This is a genomic window from Pseudomonas sp. MF09156 (assembly GCF_059862305.1).
The window spans coordinates 204,337-221,825 of record NZ_JCBCUR010000001.1; the positions used below are offsets into that span (position 1 = coordinate 204,337).

At 62.2% G+C, this 17,489-nt stretch carries 15 protein-coding genes and 1 other RNA gene; 14 read left to right on the top strand and 2 right to left on the bottom strand.

Annotated elements, in window-relative coordinates; all coding sequences use genetic code 11:
• Window positions 1–25: 25 nt before the first annotated feature.
• Window positions 26–397, bottom strand: coding sequence for a YraN family protein (locus tag AC19YY_RS00990; RefSeq protein ID WP_169956363.1), 372 nt, complete (start codon window positions 395–397; stop codon window positions 26–28).
• Entirely contained in the window at window positions 397–2,208 is a 1,812-nt protein-coding gene (locus tag AC19YY_RS00995; RefSeq protein ID WP_169956361.1) for a penicillin-binding protein activator, read from the bottom strand. The genes AC19YY_RS00990 and AC19YY_RS00995 overlap by 1 nt, the downstream gene beginning before the upstream one ends.
• Before the next feature lie 219 nt (window positions 2,209–2,427).
• On the opposite strand from AC19YY_RS00995, the gene rsmI reads away from it, so the two are divergent.
• The 14 genes from rsmI to AC19YY_RS01065 all read left to right on the top strand — a co-directional run bounded on the left by rsmI (window position 2,428) and on the right by AC19YY_RS01065 (window position 17,489).
• Window positions 2,428–3,300, top strand: coding sequence for a 16S rRNA (cytidine(1402)-2'-O)-methyltransferase (gene rsmI, locus AC19YY_RS01000; protein ID WP_169956359.1), 873 nt, complete (start codon window positions 2,428–2,430; stop codon window positions 3,298–3,300).
• A gap of 95 nt (window positions 3,301–3,395) precedes the next feature.
• Window positions 3,396–3,749, top strand: an RNA gene (gene rnpB, locus AC19YY_RS01005) — RNase P RNA component class A.
• Between the two features lie 355 nt (window positions 3,750–4,104).
• Window positions 4,105–4,560 carry a division/cell wall cluster transcriptional repressor MraZ gene (gene mraZ / locus AC19YY_RS01010; RefSeq protein WP_003171868.1) on the top strand — a complete coding sequence of 152 codons (456 nt, stop codon included), beginning with the start codon at window positions 4,105–4,107 and terminating at the stop codon, window positions 4,558–4,560.
• Window positions 4,557–5,504 carry a 16S rRNA (cytosine(1402)-N(4))-methyltransferase RsmH gene (gene rsmH, locus AC19YY_RS01015; protein ID WP_463671602.1) on the top strand — a complete coding sequence of 316 codons (948 nt, stop codon included), beginning with the start codon at window positions 4,557–4,559 and terminating at the stop codon, window positions 5,502–5,504. Before mraZ ends, rsmH begins: the two co-directional genes overlap by 4 nt.
• Window positions 5,501–5,794: a cell division protein FtsL gene (gene ftsL, locus AC19YY_RS01020; RefSeq protein ID WP_169956357.1), complete on the top strand. Its 294-nt coding sequence runs from the start codon at window positions 5,501–5,503 to the stop codon at window positions 5,792–5,794. The genes rsmH and ftsL overlap by 4 nt, the downstream gene beginning before the upstream one ends.
• Window positions 5,794–7,536, top strand: coding sequence for a peptidoglycan D,D-transpeptidase FtsI family protein (locus tag AC19YY_RS01025; protein ID WP_170041954.1), 1,743 nt, complete (start codon window positions 5,794–5,796; stop codon window positions 7,534–7,536). The genes ftsL and AC19YY_RS01025 overlap by 1 nt, the downstream gene beginning before the upstream one ends.
• Window positions 7,536–8,999 carry a UDP-N-acetylmuramoyl-L-alanyl-D-glutamate--2,6-diaminopimelate ligase gene (locus AC19YY_RS01030; protein WP_500603765.1) on the top strand — a complete coding sequence of 488 codons (1,464 nt, stop codon included), beginning with the start codon at window positions 7,536–7,538 and terminating at the stop codon, window positions 8,997–8,999. Before AC19YY_RS01025 ends, AC19YY_RS01030 begins: the two co-directional genes overlap by 1 nt.
• Window positions 8,992–10,362 (top strand): UDP-N-acetylmuramoyl-tripeptide--D-alanyl-D-alanine ligase, encoded by a 1,371-nt coding sequence (locus AC19YY_RS01035; protein WP_170041755.1) that lies wholly within the window; start codon window positions 8,992–8,994, stop codon window positions 10,360–10,362. Before AC19YY_RS01030 ends, AC19YY_RS01035 begins: the two co-directional genes overlap by 8 nt.
• Window positions 10,362–11,444, top strand: a complete 1,083-nt coding sequence (gene mraY, locus AC19YY_RS01040; RefSeq protein WP_029297824.1) for a phospho-N-acetylmuramoyl-pentapeptide-transferase — start codon at window positions 10,362–10,364, stop codon at window positions 11,442–11,444. Before AC19YY_RS01035 ends, mraY begins: the two co-directional genes overlap by 1 nt.
• A gap of 6 nt (window positions 11,445–11,450) precedes the next feature.
• On the top strand, window positions 11,451–12,797 hold the full coding sequence (murD, locus tag AC19YY_RS01045; protein WP_500603766.1) for a UDP-N-acetylmuramoyl-L-alanine--D-glutamate ligase: 1,347 nt from the start codon (window positions 11,451–11,453) through the stop codon (window positions 12,795–12,797).
• Window positions 12,794–14,017 (top strand): putative lipid II flippase FtsW, encoded by a 1,224-nt coding sequence (gene ftsW, locus AC19YY_RS01050; RefSeq protein WP_154842205.1) that lies wholly within the window; start codon window positions 12,794–12,796, stop codon window positions 14,015–14,017. Before murD ends, ftsW begins: the two co-directional genes overlap by 4 nt.
• Window positions 14,007–15,077 carry an undecaprenyldiphospho-muramoylpentapeptide beta-N-acetylglucosaminyltransferase gene (gene murG, locus AC19YY_RS01055; protein WP_169956351.1) on the top strand — a complete coding sequence of 357 codons (1,071 nt, stop codon included), beginning with the start codon at window positions 14,007–14,009 and terminating at the stop codon, window positions 15,075–15,077. Before ftsW ends, murG begins: the two co-directional genes overlap by 11 nt.
• Window positions 15,070–16,521 (top strand): UDP-N-acetylmuramate--L-alanine ligase, encoded by a 1,452-nt coding sequence (gene murC / locus AC19YY_RS01060; protein WP_500603767.1) that lies wholly within the window; start codon window positions 15,070–15,072, stop codon window positions 16,519–16,521. The genes murG and murC overlap by 8 nt, the downstream gene beginning before the upstream one ends.
• On the top strand, window positions 16,518–17,489 hold the full coding sequence (locus AC19YY_RS01065; RefSeq protein ID WP_170041758.1) for a D-alanine--D-alanine ligase: 972 nt from the start codon (window positions 16,518–16,520) through the stop codon (window positions 17,487–17,489). The genes murC and AC19YY_RS01065 overlap by 4 nt, the downstream gene beginning before the upstream one ends.

Below are 17,489 nucleotides of genomic sequence, written 5' to 3' on the forward strand. Positions count from 1 at the left end.
GATGTCTGATCGGTTCCGGTAACACTCAGCCGTCGAAGGCGTTGCGCAGCCAGTGCAGATCAGCGGTTCCGTGGGGGGTGCTTTGTATGGCAACCACATCGAAACGGCAGGGGGAGTCAGCCCAGCGACCCTCACTGAGCAGGAAAAACTGCGCGGCGAGTATCAGCTTTTGACGTTTGCGCTCGTCGATACTGGCGAGCGCACCACCCCATTGTGCGTATTTTCTGTAGCGGACTTCGACAAATACTACTGTATCGCCGTCAAGCATGACCAGATCAAGCTCGCCGCGTTTACACAACCAGTTCTGCGCCAGCAGGCGCAGACCCTGTTGCTGCAAGTGTTCAAGAGCTTGTTGTTCGGCATCCTTGCCGCTTTGTGCGCTGGAGCGTGGGGGCATCAGCGCGGGGTATCGGGCAGGCGTTCGACCTGGCCACTGACAAACTTGGCCCAAGGCATCTGGCGTTCGATCCGCTGGCTCGGGCTCATGCCCAGGTTGCCGGAAAGACCATCGATACGGGTATCAGGCAGTGCCTTGAGCTGACCCAGGCGCGGCGCCAGGCGGTAGGCATCCACGCCCATGGCGTACAGGCGGCCCAGGCTGCCATTGGCTTGTGGCCATTGGGCGGTGACCTGGTTGCGCAGTGGATCGGTGGTGTTGAGCAGCCACGGCGTTTCACAGAACATGATGCCGTTCATGTCGTTGTACTGGTTCTTGTCGCCGCTGGCACTGAACACGTGGGAAGTGGCATACACCGGCACATCGCCTGCGTATTGGAAGTTCAGCGTTGGCTTGATCTGCTGGGCCTGTTGCGGCGTCACGGCGAGGAAGATGAACTCGATGTCCTGGCGACGCGATGGCTGTGCCGCGACATCCGCGCCAACCGTGCTTTGCAGGCTCTTGGCGCGACCTTCGCTCTGGCGCAGCTTGAACAGGTCGGCGATTTGCTGGGCCAAGGCCACAGGCTGGTCGACATGTTCGACCCCAATCAGGGTGCCGCCATTGGCTTCCCAGTCCTGGCGGAAGGCCTTGAGCACGCGGTCGCCCCATTCGCCTTTCGGCACCATGGCCGCCGCGCGGTGCAGGCCGTCGGCGCGGGCGCGACGCGACACTTCGCGGGCTTCGTCCTCGGCAGCCAGGCCGAACTGGAACAGTTGCGCGGGGGCTTGGTCGCCTTCGCTGTAGTTCAGGGCCAGGGTGGTGATGGGCAGTTGCGGGCGGGCGCTGAGTTGTTTGACCAGCGGCTTCTCCAACGGGCCGATGACCAATTGCACGCCGTCAGCCTGGGCCTTTTTGTAGAACTCATCGATGGAGCTGACGCGCGAGCTGTCATAGAACTCGATGACTGGCGGCTTCTGCCCGGCCTGTTGCGCCTGGTAGTGCGCGGCCATGAAGCCTTCACGCAGGGCCTTGGCCACGCTGGCCAGCGGGCCTTGTTGCGGCAACAGCAGGGCGATCTTGTTCAATGGCTGGCTGGCCAGTTCCTTGAGCCGGGTCAGCGGCATCGGCAGTTGCACTGCCGCCGGGTGCGCAGGGTTCTGCGCACGCCAGGTGTCGATGGCGGCTTGCTGCTGCTCCAGGGTGCCGGCGTTCTTCACGGCCTGGGCCAGGCTGATCCAGCCGTCGAGGACCGGGTTGCCGCTGGCCTGCAACTGCTCGCCAGGCACGGCGGCAATCAGGCTCCAGATGGCTTCATGGTTGCTGGTGGCGGCATCGCCCGTGAGCAACGGGGCCATGGCCACGCGTTCGCGGGCGGCGGCCAGGGTCTGGCCGTCGGCTTCATAGGCGCGGGCATGCACGGTGCCGGTGCGGACCTGCTGCTCGGGCGGCAACTCCTTGAGGCTTTGCAGGCTCGGATGGCTTAGCGCCGTCAACGCAGCCTTGGGCTGGTTGCGGGTCATGGCCAGTTCTGCCGACAGGGTGCTGGCAAAAACCTGGGCGGCAGGCTTGAGGCTGTCCAGTGGCACTTGCGCGAGGATCTGCGCGGAGCGTCCTGGATTGTTCTGATGGAAGGCCATGTCTGCCGCGCTCAGGCGCAACAGTGCAGCTTTTTCCGGGGTCTTGGCCGAGGTCGCCTGTTCGAGCAGTTGCTCGATGGTGGCATCCGGGGTCCGTGGGAGTTCGCCAAGGCTTGACGAGGGCGAGCTTGCGCAAGCCGCCAACAGGGCAGCCAGGCAAAGGGCAGAGAACAGCCGCAGGCAAGCGATCATGTAAGTGTTCCTGATACCGATCAAATTAGCGTGGAATTGTACCCAAGCACTGGCCGGGGCGCGATGTTACTGGCGTGAAACCGTCTATTTAGATCGTTTAAATGTTGCAGGGCGTCAGTAACCGCCGCAAACAGACCGTCTGGACGCGACCCCGTCGGCGCATTTTCTTGACGTCTACGCGCTACAATATGGCTTTTGCCAATCATCGAGGTGTGCGCTTTGACTGCTCCAGGTCCTTTGAATTCCACTGCTGGCTCGCTTTTTGTGGTGGCGACGCCCATTGGCAACCTGGACGACATCAGTGCGCGGGCGCTGAAAGTGTTGCGTGAAGCCAAGTTGATTGCGGCCGAAGACACCCGGCACTCGCTGCGCCTGATGCAGCACTTCGGTATCGCCACGCCCCTGGCGGCCTGCCATGAGCACAACGAACGTGACGAAGGCAGCCGCTTTATTACCCGCCTGCTCGCGGGCGATGACGTGGCGTTGATCTCCGATGCCGGTACCCCGCTGATCTCCGATCCTGGTTATCACCTGGTCCGCCAGGCGCGGGCCGCAGGTATCAATGTAGTCCCGGTTCCCGGGGCGTGCGCGTTGATTGCAGCCCTTTCGGCGGCGGGCTTGCCGTCGGATCGTTTTATCTTCGAAGGTTTCCTGCCGGCCAAGGCCGTAGGGCGCCGGGCGCGCCTGGAGTTGTTAAAGGAAGAGCCGCGCACCCTGATCTTCTATGAAGCGCCGCACCGTATCCTCGAGTGCCTGCAAGACATGGAACTGGTCTTCGGTGGCGAACGCCTGGCCTTGCTGGCGCGGGAGCTGACCAAGACCTTTGAAACCCTCAAGGGCCTGCCGCTGGAAGAGCTGCGTGGGTTTGTCGAGGGCGACAGCAATCAGCAGCGTGGCGAGTGCGTGGTGCTGGTTGCGGGCTGGACGGCGCCGGAAAGTGAAGATGCCGTGGGTAGCGAGGCCATGCGCGTGCTGGACCTGTTGCTCAAGGAAATGCCGCTCAAGCGTGCCGCAGCCCTGGCCGCAGAAATCACCGGTGTGCGCAAGAACGTGTTGTATCAGGCCGCACTTGATAAACAAAAGAGCGAATAGTTCCTGGGTTTAACGTGCACGACGTCGGAACATGATGGCAATGCTGTCTTTTAATACTTGTTCTAAGACGTCCGTGCCGTTAACCTTCGCGGCGGAGAGTCGATTGGACAGTCGCTGCCCTCTATGAAAATTAGGGGGGGGAGGAAAGTCCGGGCTCCATAGGGCGAAGTGCCAGGTAATGCCTGGGGGGCGTGAGCCTACGGAAAGTGCCACAGAAAATAACCGCCTAAGCACTTCGGTGCCGGTAAGGGTGAAAAGGTGCGGTAAGAGCGCACCGCGCGACTGGCAACAGTTCGTGGCTAGGTAAACCCCACTTGGAGCAAGACCAAATAGGGTTCCAAGGCGTGGCCCGCGCTGGAACCGGGTAGGTTGCTAAAGATGTCCAGTGATGGCCATCGTAGACGAATGACTGTTCAAGACAGAACCCGGCTTATAGATCGACTCTCCACCTTTTTTCCTTCTGCACGAGTCTCGGGCAGAAACCAGGTAGTAACGCAAGAATCCCTCCCTGCCAAATCATTGGCAGATGCGTCTTCGTAATACCGAAAAAATCTTACTCTTAATAAATTACTTTAAGTTCAAGCTCTAGCTCTTTGAGCTATTTGGGGTTGTTGAGTCAAAAACATCGCCGAACTCTCGTTTCTCCTCCTTTTGCGCTCCTAAATCTCCGTTCTGTAAGGCTTTTCCTTTAATCCGCGCCTTGACGGTGTGGTGGGCGCATTCCTATAGTGTGCGCAAGTGGCGGAAAGTGGCACAAAGTGGGTTTTTTGAACGTAAAACGCTAAAATTTGGAGAAACGCATCTGTGTTTCGCGGAGCTAACGCTATAAGTCTCGATGCAAAAGGCCGTCTCGCCATGCCGAGCCGGTATCGTGACGAGCTCATTTCGCGAAGTTCCGGGCAATTAATCATCACGATTGATGCCGTTGATCCCTGTTTGTGTGTTTACCCCCTCGATGAGTGGGAGTTGATTGAAACCAAGTTGCGCGCTCTGCCTTCGTTGCGTGAAGAGAACCGTCGCCTGCAACGTTTGCTGATTGGTAATGCCGTCGATCTCGAACTCGATGGCAGTGGTCGTTTCCTGGTTCCACCGCGTCTGCGCGAATACGCCAAGCTCGATAAGCGCGCGATGCTGGTAGGCCAACTGAACAAGTTCCAATTGTGGGACGAAGATGCCTGGGATGCTGTGTCTGCAGCTGACCTGGCTGCTATTCAACAACCGGGCGCCATGCCTGATGAACTGCGTGATTTGATCCTGTGACTATTGATAGCGGCTTTAACCACATCACCGTGCTGCTTGACGAAGCCGTCGAGGCTCTCGCCGTGCGCCCTGATGGCTGCTATCTGGATGGCACGTTCGGGCGCGGCGGGCACAGTCGGTTGATCCTCAGCCAGCTCGGCCCGCAGGGCAAGCTCCTCGGGTTCGACAAGGATCCCCAGGCGATTGCCACCGGGCAAGCGCTAGCGGCCGAAGACGGCCGCTTTGTCGTTGTGCAGCGCAGCTTTGCCGAGCTGGGCGCTGAAGTCGCCGAGCGGGGCATGGCGGGCAAGGTGGCCGGGGTCTTGCTGGACCTGGGCGTGTCGTCGCCGCAGTTGGACGACCCTGAGCGCGGCTTCAGTTTCATGAATGATGGCCCGCTGGACATGCGCATGGACCCGAGCCGTGGCATCAGCGCCGCGCAGTTCATCGCCACCGCACCTCACGAAGAAATCACCCGTGTGTTCAAGGAATACGGCGAAGAGCGATTCGCCGGCCGCATGGCGCGTGCCGTGGTCGAGCGCCGGGAAATCCAGCCGTTCGAACGCACTGCCGACCTAGCCGAAGTGCTGAAAGTCGCCAACCCGGCGTGGGAAAAGGGCAAGAACCCGGCAACCCGTGCGTTCCAGGGCCTGCGCATTCACGTCAACAACGAATTGGGTGACCTGGAGGCCGGCCTCGAGGCTGCCCTGGAATCCCTGGAAGTGGGCGGTCGCCTGGTGGTGATCAGCTTCCACTCCCTGGAAGACCGCATCGTCAAATTGTTCATGCGTCGCCTGGTCAAGGGCGAGACCGATAACCTGCCGCGCAACCTGCCGGTACGTTTCGAAGCCTTTGTGCCGAAAATCAAAATCCATGGCAAAGCGCAGTTCGCCTCCGAAGCCGAACTCAAGGCCAACCCACGTGCTCGCAGCGCCGTCATGCGCGTTGCGGAGAAGCTGCGGTGAGCAAGCTTTTCGCCAAGCCTCTGCCGGGCGGCAGCTTCTTTATGTTGCTGCTGTTTGTCGGCGTGCTGGTGTCCGCGATTGCGGTGTCCTACAGCGCCCACTGGAATCGCCAGTTGCTCAATAGCCTGTACGGCGAGTTGAGCGTGCGCGACAAGGCGCAGGCGGAGTGGGGCCGGTTGATCCTGGAACAAAGTACCTGGACGGCCCACAGCCGCATCGAAGTGCTGGCCGCCGAACAGCTGAAGATGCACATTCCTGGCGCGGCTGAAGTCCGCATGGTGGCGCCATGATGAAACTCGAAGGCGCACTCTACCCATGGCGCTTCCGTGTCGTGCTGGGCTTGCTCGCACTGATGGTGGGCGCGATTGCCTGGCGCATCGTCGACCTGCAGGTGGTGGACCGCGACTTCCTGATCGGCCAGGGCGATGCCCGTAGCCTGCGTCATATCCCGATTCCTGCGCACCGCGGCCTGATCACCGACCGCAACGGCGAGCCCCTGGCAGTCAGTACCCCGGTGACCACCCTGTGGGCCAACGCCAAGGAACTGCAAGTGGCCAAGGACAAGTGGACCGAGCTGGCCCACGCCCTCGGCCAGGATCCCAGGGCCCTTAAAGAGCGCCTTGAAGCCCAGGCCAATAAAGAATTCATCTATCTGGTTCGCGGCCTCACCCCTGAACAGGGGCAAGGCGTGCTCGACCTGAAAATCCCCGGTGTCTACGGCATCGAGGAATTCCGGCGTTTCTACCCGGCCGGCGAGACCACTGCCCATATGGTCGGCTTCACCGACATTGATGACCATGGCCGCGAAGGGGTGGAACTTGCCTACGACGAATGGCTGGCCGGGGTTCCCGGCAAACGGCAGGTCATCAAGGATCGACGCGGCAGATTGATCAAGGATGTCCAGGTCACCAAAAACGCCAAGGCCGGTAAGCCCTTGGCGTTGTCGATTGACCTGCGCCTGCAATACCTGGCCAACCGTGAGCTGCGTAATGCCATCATTGAGAACGGCGCCAAGGCCGGCAGCCTGGTGATCATGGACGTTAAGACCGGTGAGATCCTCGCCATGGTCAACCAGCCGACCTACAACCCGAATAACCGTCGCAACCTGCAACCGGCGATGATGCGCAACCGCGCGATGATCGACGTGTTCGAGCCGGGTTCGACCATGAAAGCCATCTCCATGAGTGCGGCCCTGGAGTCCGGGCGCTGGAAGCCGACCGACAAGGTCGAGGTCTATCCCGGCACCCTGCAACTGGGCAAATACACCATTCGCGACGTATCCCGTAGCGAAGGCCCGGTGCTGGACCTGACCGGCATCCTGATCAACTCCAGTAACGTGGGCATGAGTAAAGTCGCCTTTGATATCGGCGGCGAGACCATCTACCACCTGGCGCAGAAGATCGGCCTCGGCCAGCCCACGGGCCTGGACTTCCCGGGCGAGCGCGTCGGCAACCTGCCCAACTACCGTGAGTGGCGCAAGGCCGAGACCGCGACCCTGTCCTACGGCTATGGCCTGTCGGTGACCGCGATCCAGCTGGCCCATGCCTTTTCCGTGCTGGCCAACAATGGCCGCATGACGCCATTGAGCCTGATCCACGTTGACGAAGCGCCGAAATCCGAACAGGTCATCCCGGAAAACGTCGCCAAGACCATGCAGACCATGCTGCAGCAAGTGATCGAGGCACCGCGCGGCGTGTTCCGTGCCCAGGTGCCGGCCTATCACGTGGCCGGCAAGTCCGGTACGGCGCGTAAGACTTCGGTGGGCACCAAGGGCTATGCCGAAAACTCCTACCGTTCGCTGTTCGCCGGCTTCGGCCCGATGAGCGATCCGCGCTACGCCATCGTGGTGGTCATCGACGAACCGAGCAAGGCCGGTTACTTCGGTGGCCTGGTCTCGGCTCCCGTATTCAGCAAAGTCATGTCCGGCACCCTGCGCTTGATGAACATCACGCCGGACAACCTGCCGCCGACCCAACAAGCCAACGCCGGACCACCGGCCGCTGCTGTAAAAGCCAATGGAGGGCGCGGCTGATGTCTCTTAGCCTGAACAAGATTTTCGCCCACGCTGGTCGCGACCTATTGATTCGTGAACTGAGCCTGGACAGCCGTAACGTACGCGCCGGCGACCTGTTCCTGGCTGTGCCGGGCGGCAAGTTCGATGGCCGTGCGCATATCGCCGACGCCTTGCAGCGCGGCGCGGCGGCCGTGGCCTATGAAGTAGAAGGCGCCACCGTATTGCCGATTACCGATGTGCCGTTGATTCCGGTCAAGGGCCTGGCGGCGCAGTTGTCGGATATCGCCGGGCGTTTTTATGGCGACCCGAGCCGTCAACTCAACCTGATCGGCGTCACCGGCACCAACGGCAAGACCAGCGTCACCCAACTGGTGGCCCAGGCGCTGGACCTGCTAGGCCAGCACTGCGGCATCGTCGGCACCCTGGGCACCGGTTTCTACGGCGCGCTGCAAAGCGGCCTGCATACCACGCCGAACCCGATCGCCGTGCAGGCGACCCTGGCCGACCTGAAAAAGGCCGGGGCCAAGGCCGTCGCCATGGAAGTGTCGTCCCACGGCCTGGACCAGGGCCGGGTGACTGCGCTGGCGTTCGACGTGGCGGTGATGACCAACCTGTCCCGCGACCACCTGGACTACCACGGCAGCATGGAGGCGTACGCCGCCGCCAAGGCCAAGCTGTTCGGCTGGACTGACCTGAAGTGCCGCGTCGTGAACCTCGATGACGCATTCGGTCGCCAACTGGCCGCCGAAAAAAGCGAAGCGCGCCTGATCAGCTACAGCCTGGAAGATTCCAGCGCCTACCTGTATTGCCGCGAAGCCCAGTTCAACGATGAAGGCGTACTCGCAACGCTGGTTACGCCCCAGGGCGAACACCATCTGCGCAGCACCTTGCTCGGTCGCTTCAACCTGAGCAACGTGCTCGCAGCCATCGGCGCCTTGCTGGGTCTGGATTATGCCCTGGATGAAATCCTGCGCGTATTGCCCAAGCTCGAAGGCCCGGCCGGGCGCATGCAGCGCCTGGGCGGCGGGACGCAACCGCTGGTGGTGGTCGATTACGCCCACACCCCGGATGCCCTGGAAAAAGTCCTCGAAGCCCTGCGTCCTCATGCCAAGGGCAAGTTGTTGTGCCTGTTCGGCTGCGGCGGCGACCGCGATCGCGGCAAACGCCCGCTGATGGCCGAGATCGTCAAGCGCCTGGCCGACGGCGTGCTGGTCACCGATGACAACCCGCGCAGCGAAGCGCCGAGCCAGATTTTCGACGATATCCGCGCAGGCTTCAAAGACGCCTCCCAAGTGACTTTTGTTGCCGGCCGCGCCGCCGCCATTGCCCAGTTGATTGCCAGCGCCAGCGCTGACGACGTGGTGGTCCTGGCCGGTAAAGGCCATGAGGACTACCAGGAAATCAACGGCGAGCGCCATGCTTTCTCCGATCTGGTCGAGGCCGATCGCGCCTTGACCGCATGGGAGGTGGCCCATGCTTAAGGCCATGCAGTTCAGCGAACTGACCCAGGCTTTGTCGGCCCGTGTGTTGTCGAGTGATTGCAGCTTCGACGGCGTCAGTATCGACAGTCGCAACATCAAGCCGGGGCAACTGTTCGTCGCCCTGGCCGGCCCGCGCTTCGACGGGCATGACTATTTGAATGAGGTGGCCGCCAAAGGCGCGGTCGGCGCCCTGGTGCAGCGTGAAGTCACTGACTCGACACTGCCGCAGTTGCTGGTGGCCGACACCCGCCTGGCCCTTGGCCAGCTGGGTGCACTGAACCGTGCAGCGTTCACCAACCCGGTGGCGGCGATCACCGGTTCCAGCGGCAAGACCACGGTCAAGGAACTGCTCGCCGGTATCCTGCGCACGCGCGGGCCGGTGCTGGCGACCCGTGGCAACCTCAACAATGATTTTGGCGCACCGCTGACCCTGCTGGAACTGGCCCCGGAACATACCGCCGCCGTGATCGAGCTGGGCGCGTCGCGCATTGGCGAAATTGCCTACACGGTGGCCATGACCCGGCCACACGTTGCGATTATCAACAACGCCGGTACCGCCCACGTTGGCGAGTTTGGCGGCCCCGAGAAGATCGTCCAGGCCAAGGGTGAAATCCTTGAGGGGCTGGACGCTTCCGGCATCGCCGTATTGAACCTCGATGACAAGGCCTTCGAAACCTGGCGTGTACGTGCCGCCGGGCGCAAGGTCCTGAGCTTCGCCGTGCACAACGCCGCGGCCGATTTCCATGCATCGAACATCACGCTCGACGCCCGTGGCTGCCCGGCCTTCACCCTGCACAGCCCGCAAGGTGACGAACACGTGCAACTGAACCTGCTGGGCAACCATAACGTTGCCAACGCCCTGGCCGCCGCCGCCGCGGCTTACGCCCTGGGCGTGTCGCTGTTCGGCATTGCCACCGGCCTTGGCGCAGTGCAACCGGTCAAGGGCCGTACCGTGGCGCAATTGGCGACCAACGGCATGCGCGTGATTGACGACACTTACAACGCCAACCAGTCCTCGATCTGCGCGGCCATTGACCTGCTCAAAGGCTTCGACGGTCGCAAGGTACTGGTGCTGGGGGATATCGCCGAGCTGGGCGAATGGGCCGAACAGTCCCACCGTGAAGTCGGTGCCTACGCCAGTGGCAAAGTCGACGCCCTCTACGCCGTCGGCCCGAACATGGCCCATGCCGTCGCCGCTTTCGGTTTGGGCGCGCGGCACTTCGCGACCCAGGCCGAGTTGATCCAGGCGCTGGGCGTGGTCGAACAAGACAAACACACAACTATTTTGATCAAGGGATCGCGCAGCGCGGTGATGGAAAACGTCGTCGCGGCCTTGTGTGGCTCAAGTACGGAGAAACATTAATGCTGCTGCTGCTGGCTGAGTATCTGCAACAGTTCCACAAAGGCTTCGCGGTCTTTCAGTACCTGACCCTGCGCGGGATCCTGGGTGTGCTGACCGCGCTGTGTTTGTCGCTGTTTCTCGGGCCATGGATGATCCGTACCCTGCAAAACCTGCAGATCGGCCAGTCCGTGCGTAATGACGGCCCGCAGTCGCACCTGTCCAAGTCCGGCACACCGACCATGGGCGGTGCGTTGATCCTGTCGTCCATCGGCATCAGCACCTTGCTCTGGGCCGACCTGGCCAACCGCTACGTCTGGGTGGTGTTGCTGGTGACCCTGCTGTTCGGCGCCATCGGCTGGGTCGATGATTACCGCAAGGTGATCGAGAAGAACTCCAAGGGCCTGCCAAGCCGCTGGAAGTACTTCTGGCAGTCGGTGTTCGGCCTGGGCGCGGCGATCTTCCTTTATATGACTGCGCCAAGCGCGGTGGAAACTACCCTGATTTTCCCGATGCTCAAGGACGCCAGTATCCCGCTGGGTATTGGCTTCGTGGTGCTGACCTACTTTGTGATCGTCGGCTCCAGCAACGCGGTCAACCTGACCGATGGCCTTGATGGCCTGGCGATCATGCCGACCGTCATGGTGGGCGGCGCCCTGGGCATCTTCTGCTACCTGTCGGGTAACGTGAAATTCGCTGAATACCTGCTGATCCCGTATGTACCGGGCGCGGGTGAATTGATTGTGTTCTGCGGCGCGCTGATCGGTGCCGGGCTGGGCTTCCTGTGGTTCAACACCTATCCGGCCCAGGTGTTCATGGGCGACGTCGGCGCCCTGGCGCTGGGTGCGGCCCTGGGCACCATTGCCGTGATCGTGCGCCAGGAAATCGTCCTGTTCATCATGGGCGGCGTGTTCGTGATGGAGACCCTGTCGGTGGTGATCCAGGTTGCGTCCTTCAAGTTGACCGGCCGCCGCGTGTTTCGCATGGCGCCGATTCATCACCACTTTGAACTCAAGGGCTGGCCGGAGCCACGGGTGATCGTCCGTTTCTGGATCATCACCGTGATTCTTGTGCTGGTTGGCCTTGCCACCCTGAAACTGAGGTAGAAACGAGTGTCCCTGATCGCTTCAGACCACTTCCGCATCGTTGTCGGCCTCGGCAAGAGCGGCATGTCCCTGGTTCGCTTCCTGGCGAACCGGGGCACGTCGTTTGCCGTGGCCGATACGCGGGAAAATCCACCGGAGCTGGTCACGCTGCGCCGTGACTACCCGCACGTGGAAGTGCGTTGTGGCGAGTTGGATGTCGAGTTTCTGTGCCGTGCCGACGAGCTCTACGTGAGCCCCGGCCTGGCCCTGGCGACCCCGGCCCTGCAATCGGCAGCGGCGCGTGGCGTGAAGCTGTCCGGCGATATCGAGCTGTTTGCGCGTAACGCCAAGGCGCCCATCGTGGCGATCAGCGGTTCCAACGCCAAGAGCACCGTCACCACCCTGGTTGGCGAAATGGCGGCTGCGGCCGGCAAGCGCGTGGCCGTGGGCGGTAACCTGGGTACGCCGGCGCTGGATTTGCTCAGCGACGATATCGAGCTGTACGTCATGGAGTTGTCGAGCTTCCAACTGGAGACCACCGATCAACTCGGCGCCGAAGTGGCCACCGTGTTGAACGTCAGCGAAGACCATATGGACCGCTACAGTGGCCTGCCGGCTTATCACCTGGCCAAGCACCGGATCTTCCGTGGTGCGCGCCAGGTAGTGGTCAACCGCCAGGATGCCCTGAGCCGTCCGTTGATGGGCGAGGGCCTGCCATGCTGGACCTTCGGCCTGAGCAAACCCGATTTCAAGGCCTTTGGTATCCGTGAAGAGAATGGCGAGAAATACCTGGCCTTTGAATTCCAGAACCTGATGCCGGTGCGTGAACTGAAGATCCGTGGCGCCCACAACCAGTCCAATGCCCTCGCGGCGTTGGCGTTGGGGCATGCGGTCGGCTTGCCGTTCGACGCGATGCTGTCGAGCCTGCGCACCTTCGCCGGCCTCGAACACCGCTGCCAGTGGGTGCGCGACCTGGATGGCGTGAGCTACTACAACGATTCCAAGGCCACCAATGTCGGCGCCGCGCTGGCCGCCATCGAAGGCCTGGGGGCCGATATCGACGGCAAACTGCTGCTAATCGCCGGTGGCGATGGCAAGGGTGCCGACTTCAAGGACCTCAAGGGCCCGGTGGCTGCTCATTGCCGTGCCGTGGTGCTGATGGGTCGTGACAGCGACTTGATCGCCGCCGCCCTGGGTGACGCGGTGCCGCAAGTGCGCGCCACTTCCCTGGACGATGCCATCGCTCAGTGCCGCGCCCTGGCCCAGCCCGGCGATGCCGTGCTGCTGTCGCCGGCGTGCGCCAGTTTCGACATGTTCAAGAACTACGAAGAGCGCGGCCAGTTGTTCGCCCGCGCCGTGGAGGGCTTGGCATGAGTCTGGACCTGAAGAACATTATCAAGCCGTACCCATCGCCGATCATCACTGGGCGCGGGATCGACCTCGACTTCCCAATGCTCGCCGGTTGCCTGGCGCTGCTGGGCCTGGGCCTGGTGATGATCACCTCGGCGTCCTCGGAAGTGGCCGCCGTACAGTCGGGCAACACCCTGTACCACATGATCCGCCACCTGATTTACCTGGTGATCGGCCTCGGTGCGTGCATCGTCACCATGATGATTCCCATCGCCACCTGGCAGCGCCTGGGTTGGCTGATGCTGATTGGCGCCTTCGGCCTGCTGGTGATGGTGATCGTCCCCGGCATCGGTCGCGAGGTGAATGGCTCGATGCGCTGGATCGGCTTCGGCGCGTTCAACGTGCAGCCGTCGGAAATAGCCAAGGTCTTTGTGGTGATTTACCTGGCGGGTTACCTGGTGCGTCGCCAGAAAGAAGTGCGGGAAAGCTGGATGGGCTTCTTCAAGCCCTTCATCGTGCTGCTGCCCATGGCTGGCCTGTTGCTGATGGAACCGGACTTCGGCGCCACCGTGGTGATGATGGGCGCCGCCGCCGCGATGCTGTTCCTCGGTGGGGTGGGCTTGTTCCGCTTTGCCCTGATGGTCGGGCTCGCCGTGGCGGCCGTAACGATCCTGGTGCAGGCGCAACCCTATCGGATGGCGCGTCTGATCACCTTTACCGACCCCTGGTCCGACCAGTTCGGTTCCGGCTACCAGTTGACCCAGGCGCTGATTGCCTTCGGTCGCGGCGAGTGGCTGGGCGTGGGCCTGGGCAACAGTGTGCAGAAGCAGTTCTACCTGCCGGAAGCCCATACCGACTTCGTGTTCTCGGTACTGGCCGAAGAGCTGGGCGTGGTTGGCTCCCTGGTCACCGTCGGGCTGTTCGTGTTCGTCTGTGTGCGGGCCATGTACATCGGCCTGTGGGCCGAGAAAGCCAAACAATTCTTTGCCGCCTATGTGGCGTACGGCCTGGCCTTCCTGTGGATCGGCCAGTTCTTGATCAACATTGGCGTGAACGTTGGCTTGCTGCCGACCAAGGGCCTGACCTTGCCGTTCCTCAGCTACGGTGGCAGCTCGTTGGTGATCTGCTGTGCCTGTCTCGGCTTGTTACTGCGTATCGAGTGGGAGAGTCGAACCCATTTGGGCAGCGAAGAGATGGAATTCAGCGAGAGCGATTTTGCCGAGGAGCCGACCCATGGGCGCTAACGTGCTGATCATGGCCGGCGGCACCGGCGGCCACGTGTTCCCGGCGCTGGCCTGTGCCCGTGAGTTCCAGGCCCGTGGCTACACCGTGCATTGGCTGGGGACGCCCCGTGGCATTGAAAATGAACTGGTCCCGGCGGCCGGTTTGCGCCTGCATCTGATCAACGTCAGCGGCCTGCGCGGCAAGAGCAAATTGTCCCTGCTCAAGGCGCCGTTCGTGTTGCTCAAGGCTGTGTGGCAGGCGCGCAAGGTCATTCGCGAATTGAAGCCGGTCTGCGTGCTGGGCTTTGGTGGCTATGTCACCGGTCCCGGCGGTGTGGCCGCGCGCTTGGCCGGTGTGCCGGTGATCGTTCACGAGCAAAACGCTGTGGCCGGTACCGCCAACAGGCTGTTGGCGCCGTTGGCGGCACGGGTCTGCGAGGCGTTCCCGAATACGTTTGCGGCCATGGACAAGCGCCGCACCACCGGCAACCCGGTGCGTACCGAACTGTTCATGGACATTGCCCGCCAGGCCCTGGCCGGGCGCAAGGCGCATCTGCTGATCCTCGGTGGAAGCCTGGGCGCCGAGCCGCTGAACAAACTGCTGCCGCAGGCATTGGCGCAGTTGCCTGTGGAGCTGCGTCCCGAGATCTTCCATCAGGCAGGCAAGAACCACGATGAAGTGACCGCCGCCCGCTATCGCGAGGCCGGTGTCGAGGCGACCGTAGAGCCCTTCATCAAAGACATGGCCCATGCCTATGGCTGGGCCGACCTGGTGGTCTGTCGCGCAGGTGCGTTGACCGTCAGTGAACTGGCCGCCGCCGGTCTGCCGTCCTTGCTGGTGCCCTTGCCCCATGCGATCGACGATCACCAGACCCGCAACGCCGAATATTTGGCCGGGGAGGGCGCTGCCTTCCTGCTGCCGCAAAGAACGACTGGCGCCGCCGATCTGGCCGCACGCCTGACTGAGGTTTTGATGCAACCCGAACGACTGAACAGCATGGCGAGCACCGCAAGCCGCCTGGCCAAACCCGACGCCACCCGCAGCGTGGTCGATATCTGCCTGGAGGTGGCCCATGGTTGAGAATCAAAAAGCCATGCCGCAACCGGAAATGCGCCGCATCCGTCGCATCCACTTCGTCGGTATCGGCGGCGTGGGCATGTGCGGGATTGCCGAGGTGTTGCTGAACCTGGGTTACCAGGTCTCCGGCTCCGACCTCAAGACTTCGCCGGTCACCGAGCGCCTGGAATCCTTCGGCGCGCAGATCTTTATCGGCCACCGTGCCGAGAACGCCGCGCAGGCTGATGTATTGGTGGTCTCCAGCGCCGTGAACACTTCCAACCCGGAAGTGGCCACCGCCCTTGAGCGGCGCATTCCCGTGGTGCCCCGCGCCGAGATGCTGGCCGAACTGATGCGCTATCGCCACGGCATCGCCGTCGCCGGTACCCACGGCAAGACCACCACCACCAGCCTGATCGCCTCGGTGTTCGCCGCCGGCGGCCTGGACCCGACCTTCGTGATCGGTGGCCGGCTGAATGCAGCAGGTACCAATGCACAACTGGGTACCAGCCGTTATCTGATTGCCGAAGCCGATGAAAGCGATGCCAGCTTCCTGCATCTGCAGCCGCTGGTGGCCGTGGTCACCAACATCGACGCCGACCATATGGCGACCTACGACGGCGACTTCAACAAGCTGAAGAAAACCTTCGTCGAGTTCCTGCATAACCTGCCGTTCTACGGTCTGGCCGTGGTGTGCCTGGACGATCCGGTGGTGCGCGAAATCCTGCCGCTGGTCAAGCGCCCGACCGTGACCTATGGCTTCAGCGAAGACGCTGACGTGCGCGCGATCAATGTTCGCCAGCAAGGCATGCAGACGTTCTTCACCGTGCTGCGTCCGGATCGCGAGCCCTTGGATGTGTCGGTGAACATGCCGGGCAACCACAATGTGCTCAATTCCCTGGCGACCATCTGCATCGCCACCGACGAAGGCGTCAGCGATGAAGCCATTGTCGAAGGCCTGTCGGGCTTTGCCGGCGTGGGCCGACGCTTCCAGGTCTACGGCCAGTTGCCGGTAGACGGCGGCGACGTGATGCTGGTGGACGACTACGGTCATCACCCGACCGAAGTCGCGGCCGTGATCAAGGCTGTGCGTGGTGGCTGGCCAGAGCGTCGCCTGGTGATGGTCTACCAGCCGCACCGCTACAGCCGTACCCGCGATCTGTACGACGACTTCGTAAATGTATTGGCCGATGCCAACGTATTGCTGCTGATGGAAGTCTACCCGGCCGGTGAAGAACCGATCCCCGGTGCCGATAGCCGCAAGCTGTGCAACAGCATCCGCCAGCGTGGGCAACTGGACCCGATCTATATCGAGCGAGGCGTGGACCTGGCGCCGATCGTCAAGCCGCTGCTGCGCGCCGGCGACATCCTGCTGTGCCAGGGTGCCGGTGATATCGGCGGCCTTGCCCCTAAATTGCTGGCGAGCCCGCTGTTTGCCGCCGCCTCTGTACAGGGGAAGTCGAAATGACTACGAATTACGCCTCCCTGTTCTCCACCATCGCACCTGCCGACTTCGGTCGCGTGGCCGTGTTGTTCGGCGGCAAGAGTGCTGAGCGTGAAGTCTCGCTCAAGTCCGGCAATGCCGTGCTCCAGGCGCTGCAAAGCGCCGGTGTGAACGCCTTTGGTATCGACGTGGGCGATGACTTCCTCGCCCGCCTGCAGGCCGAGAAGATCGACCGCGCCTTCATCATCCTGCACGGCCGAGGCGGTGAAGACGGCAGCATGCAGGGCCTGCTGGAGTGCGCCGGCATTCCCTACACAGGCAGTGGCATCCTCGCTTCGGCCCTGGCCATGGACAAGTTGCGCACCAAGCAGGTGTGGCACAGCCTGGGCATTCCGACGCCGCGTCACAGCGTTCTGTGCAGTGAAGACGATTGTATTTCTGCAGCCAAGGAACTGGGCCTGCCTTTGATCGTCAAACCAGCCCATGAAGGCTCCAGTATCGGCATGGCTAAAGTGAACTCGGCCGCCGAATTGATCGACGCATGGAAAGCGGCAAGTACCTACGATTCGCAAGTGTTGGTGGAACAGTGGATCCAGGGTCCCGAGTACACCATCGCCACCCTGCGTGGCCAGGTATTGCCGCCCATCGCATTGGGCACGCCCCACACCTTTTACGACTACGACGCCAAGTACCTGGCCTCCGATACCCAGTACCGGATCCCGTGCGGGCTCGATGCAACCAAAGAGCAGGAATTGATGGACCTCACGGCGAAAGCCTGTGAGGCGTTGGGTATCGCGGGTTGGGCGCGGGCAGACGTGATGCAGGATGACCAGGGGAACTTCTGGTTCCTGGAAGTCAACACCGCGCCGGGTATGACCGACCACAGCCTGGTGCCCATGGCTGCACGCGCGGCCGGCTTGGACTTCCAGCAATTGGTGCTGGCGATCCTGGCGGCCAGTTATGTGGCCAGTAATGAAGAGGCACGAGGTTAA

Excerpts from the sequence above, each read along its gene's own strand:
- AC19YY_RS01035 (WP_170041755.1), top strand. The coding sequence starts at position 8,992 with ATGCTTAAGGCCATGCAGTTCAGCGAACTGACCCAGGCTTTGTCGGCC.
- ftsW (WP_154842205.1), top strand. The coding sequence starts at position 12,794 with ATGAGTCTGGACCTGAAGAACATTATCAAGCCGTACCCATCGCCGATC.
- AC19YY_RS01030 (WP_500603765.1), top strand. The coding sequence starts at position 7,536 with ATGTCTCTTAGCCTGAACAAGATTTTCGCCCACGCTGGTCGCGACCTA.
- AC19YY_RS01025 (WP_170041954.1), top strand. The coding sequence starts at position 5,794 with ATGAAACTCGAAGGCGCACTCTACCCATGGCGCTTCCGTGTCGTGCTG.
- murC (WP_500603767.1), top strand. The coding sequence starts at position 15,070 with ATGGTTGAGAATCAAAAAGCCATGCCGCAACCGGAAATGCGCCGCATC.
- AC19YY_RS00995 (WP_169956361.1), bottom strand. The coding sequence starts at position 2,208 with ATGATCGCTTGCCTGCGGCTGTTCTCTGCCCTTTGCCTGGCTGCCCTG.
- murG (WP_169956351.1), top strand. The coding sequence starts at position 14,007 with ATGGGCGCTAACGTGCTGATCATGGCCGGCGGCACCGGCGGCCACGTG.
- AC19YY_RS01065 (WP_170041758.1), top strand. The coding sequence starts at position 16,518 with ATGACTACGAATTACGCCTCCCTGTTCTCCACCATCGCACCTGCCGAC.
- mraY (WP_029297824.1), top strand. The coding sequence starts at position 10,362 with ATGCTGCTGCTGCTGGCTGAGTATCTGCAACAGTTCCACAAAGGCTTC.
- AC19YY_RS00990 (WP_169956363.1), bottom strand. The coding sequence starts at position 397 with ATGCCCCCACGCTCCAGCGCACAAAGCGGCAAGGATGCCGAACAACAA.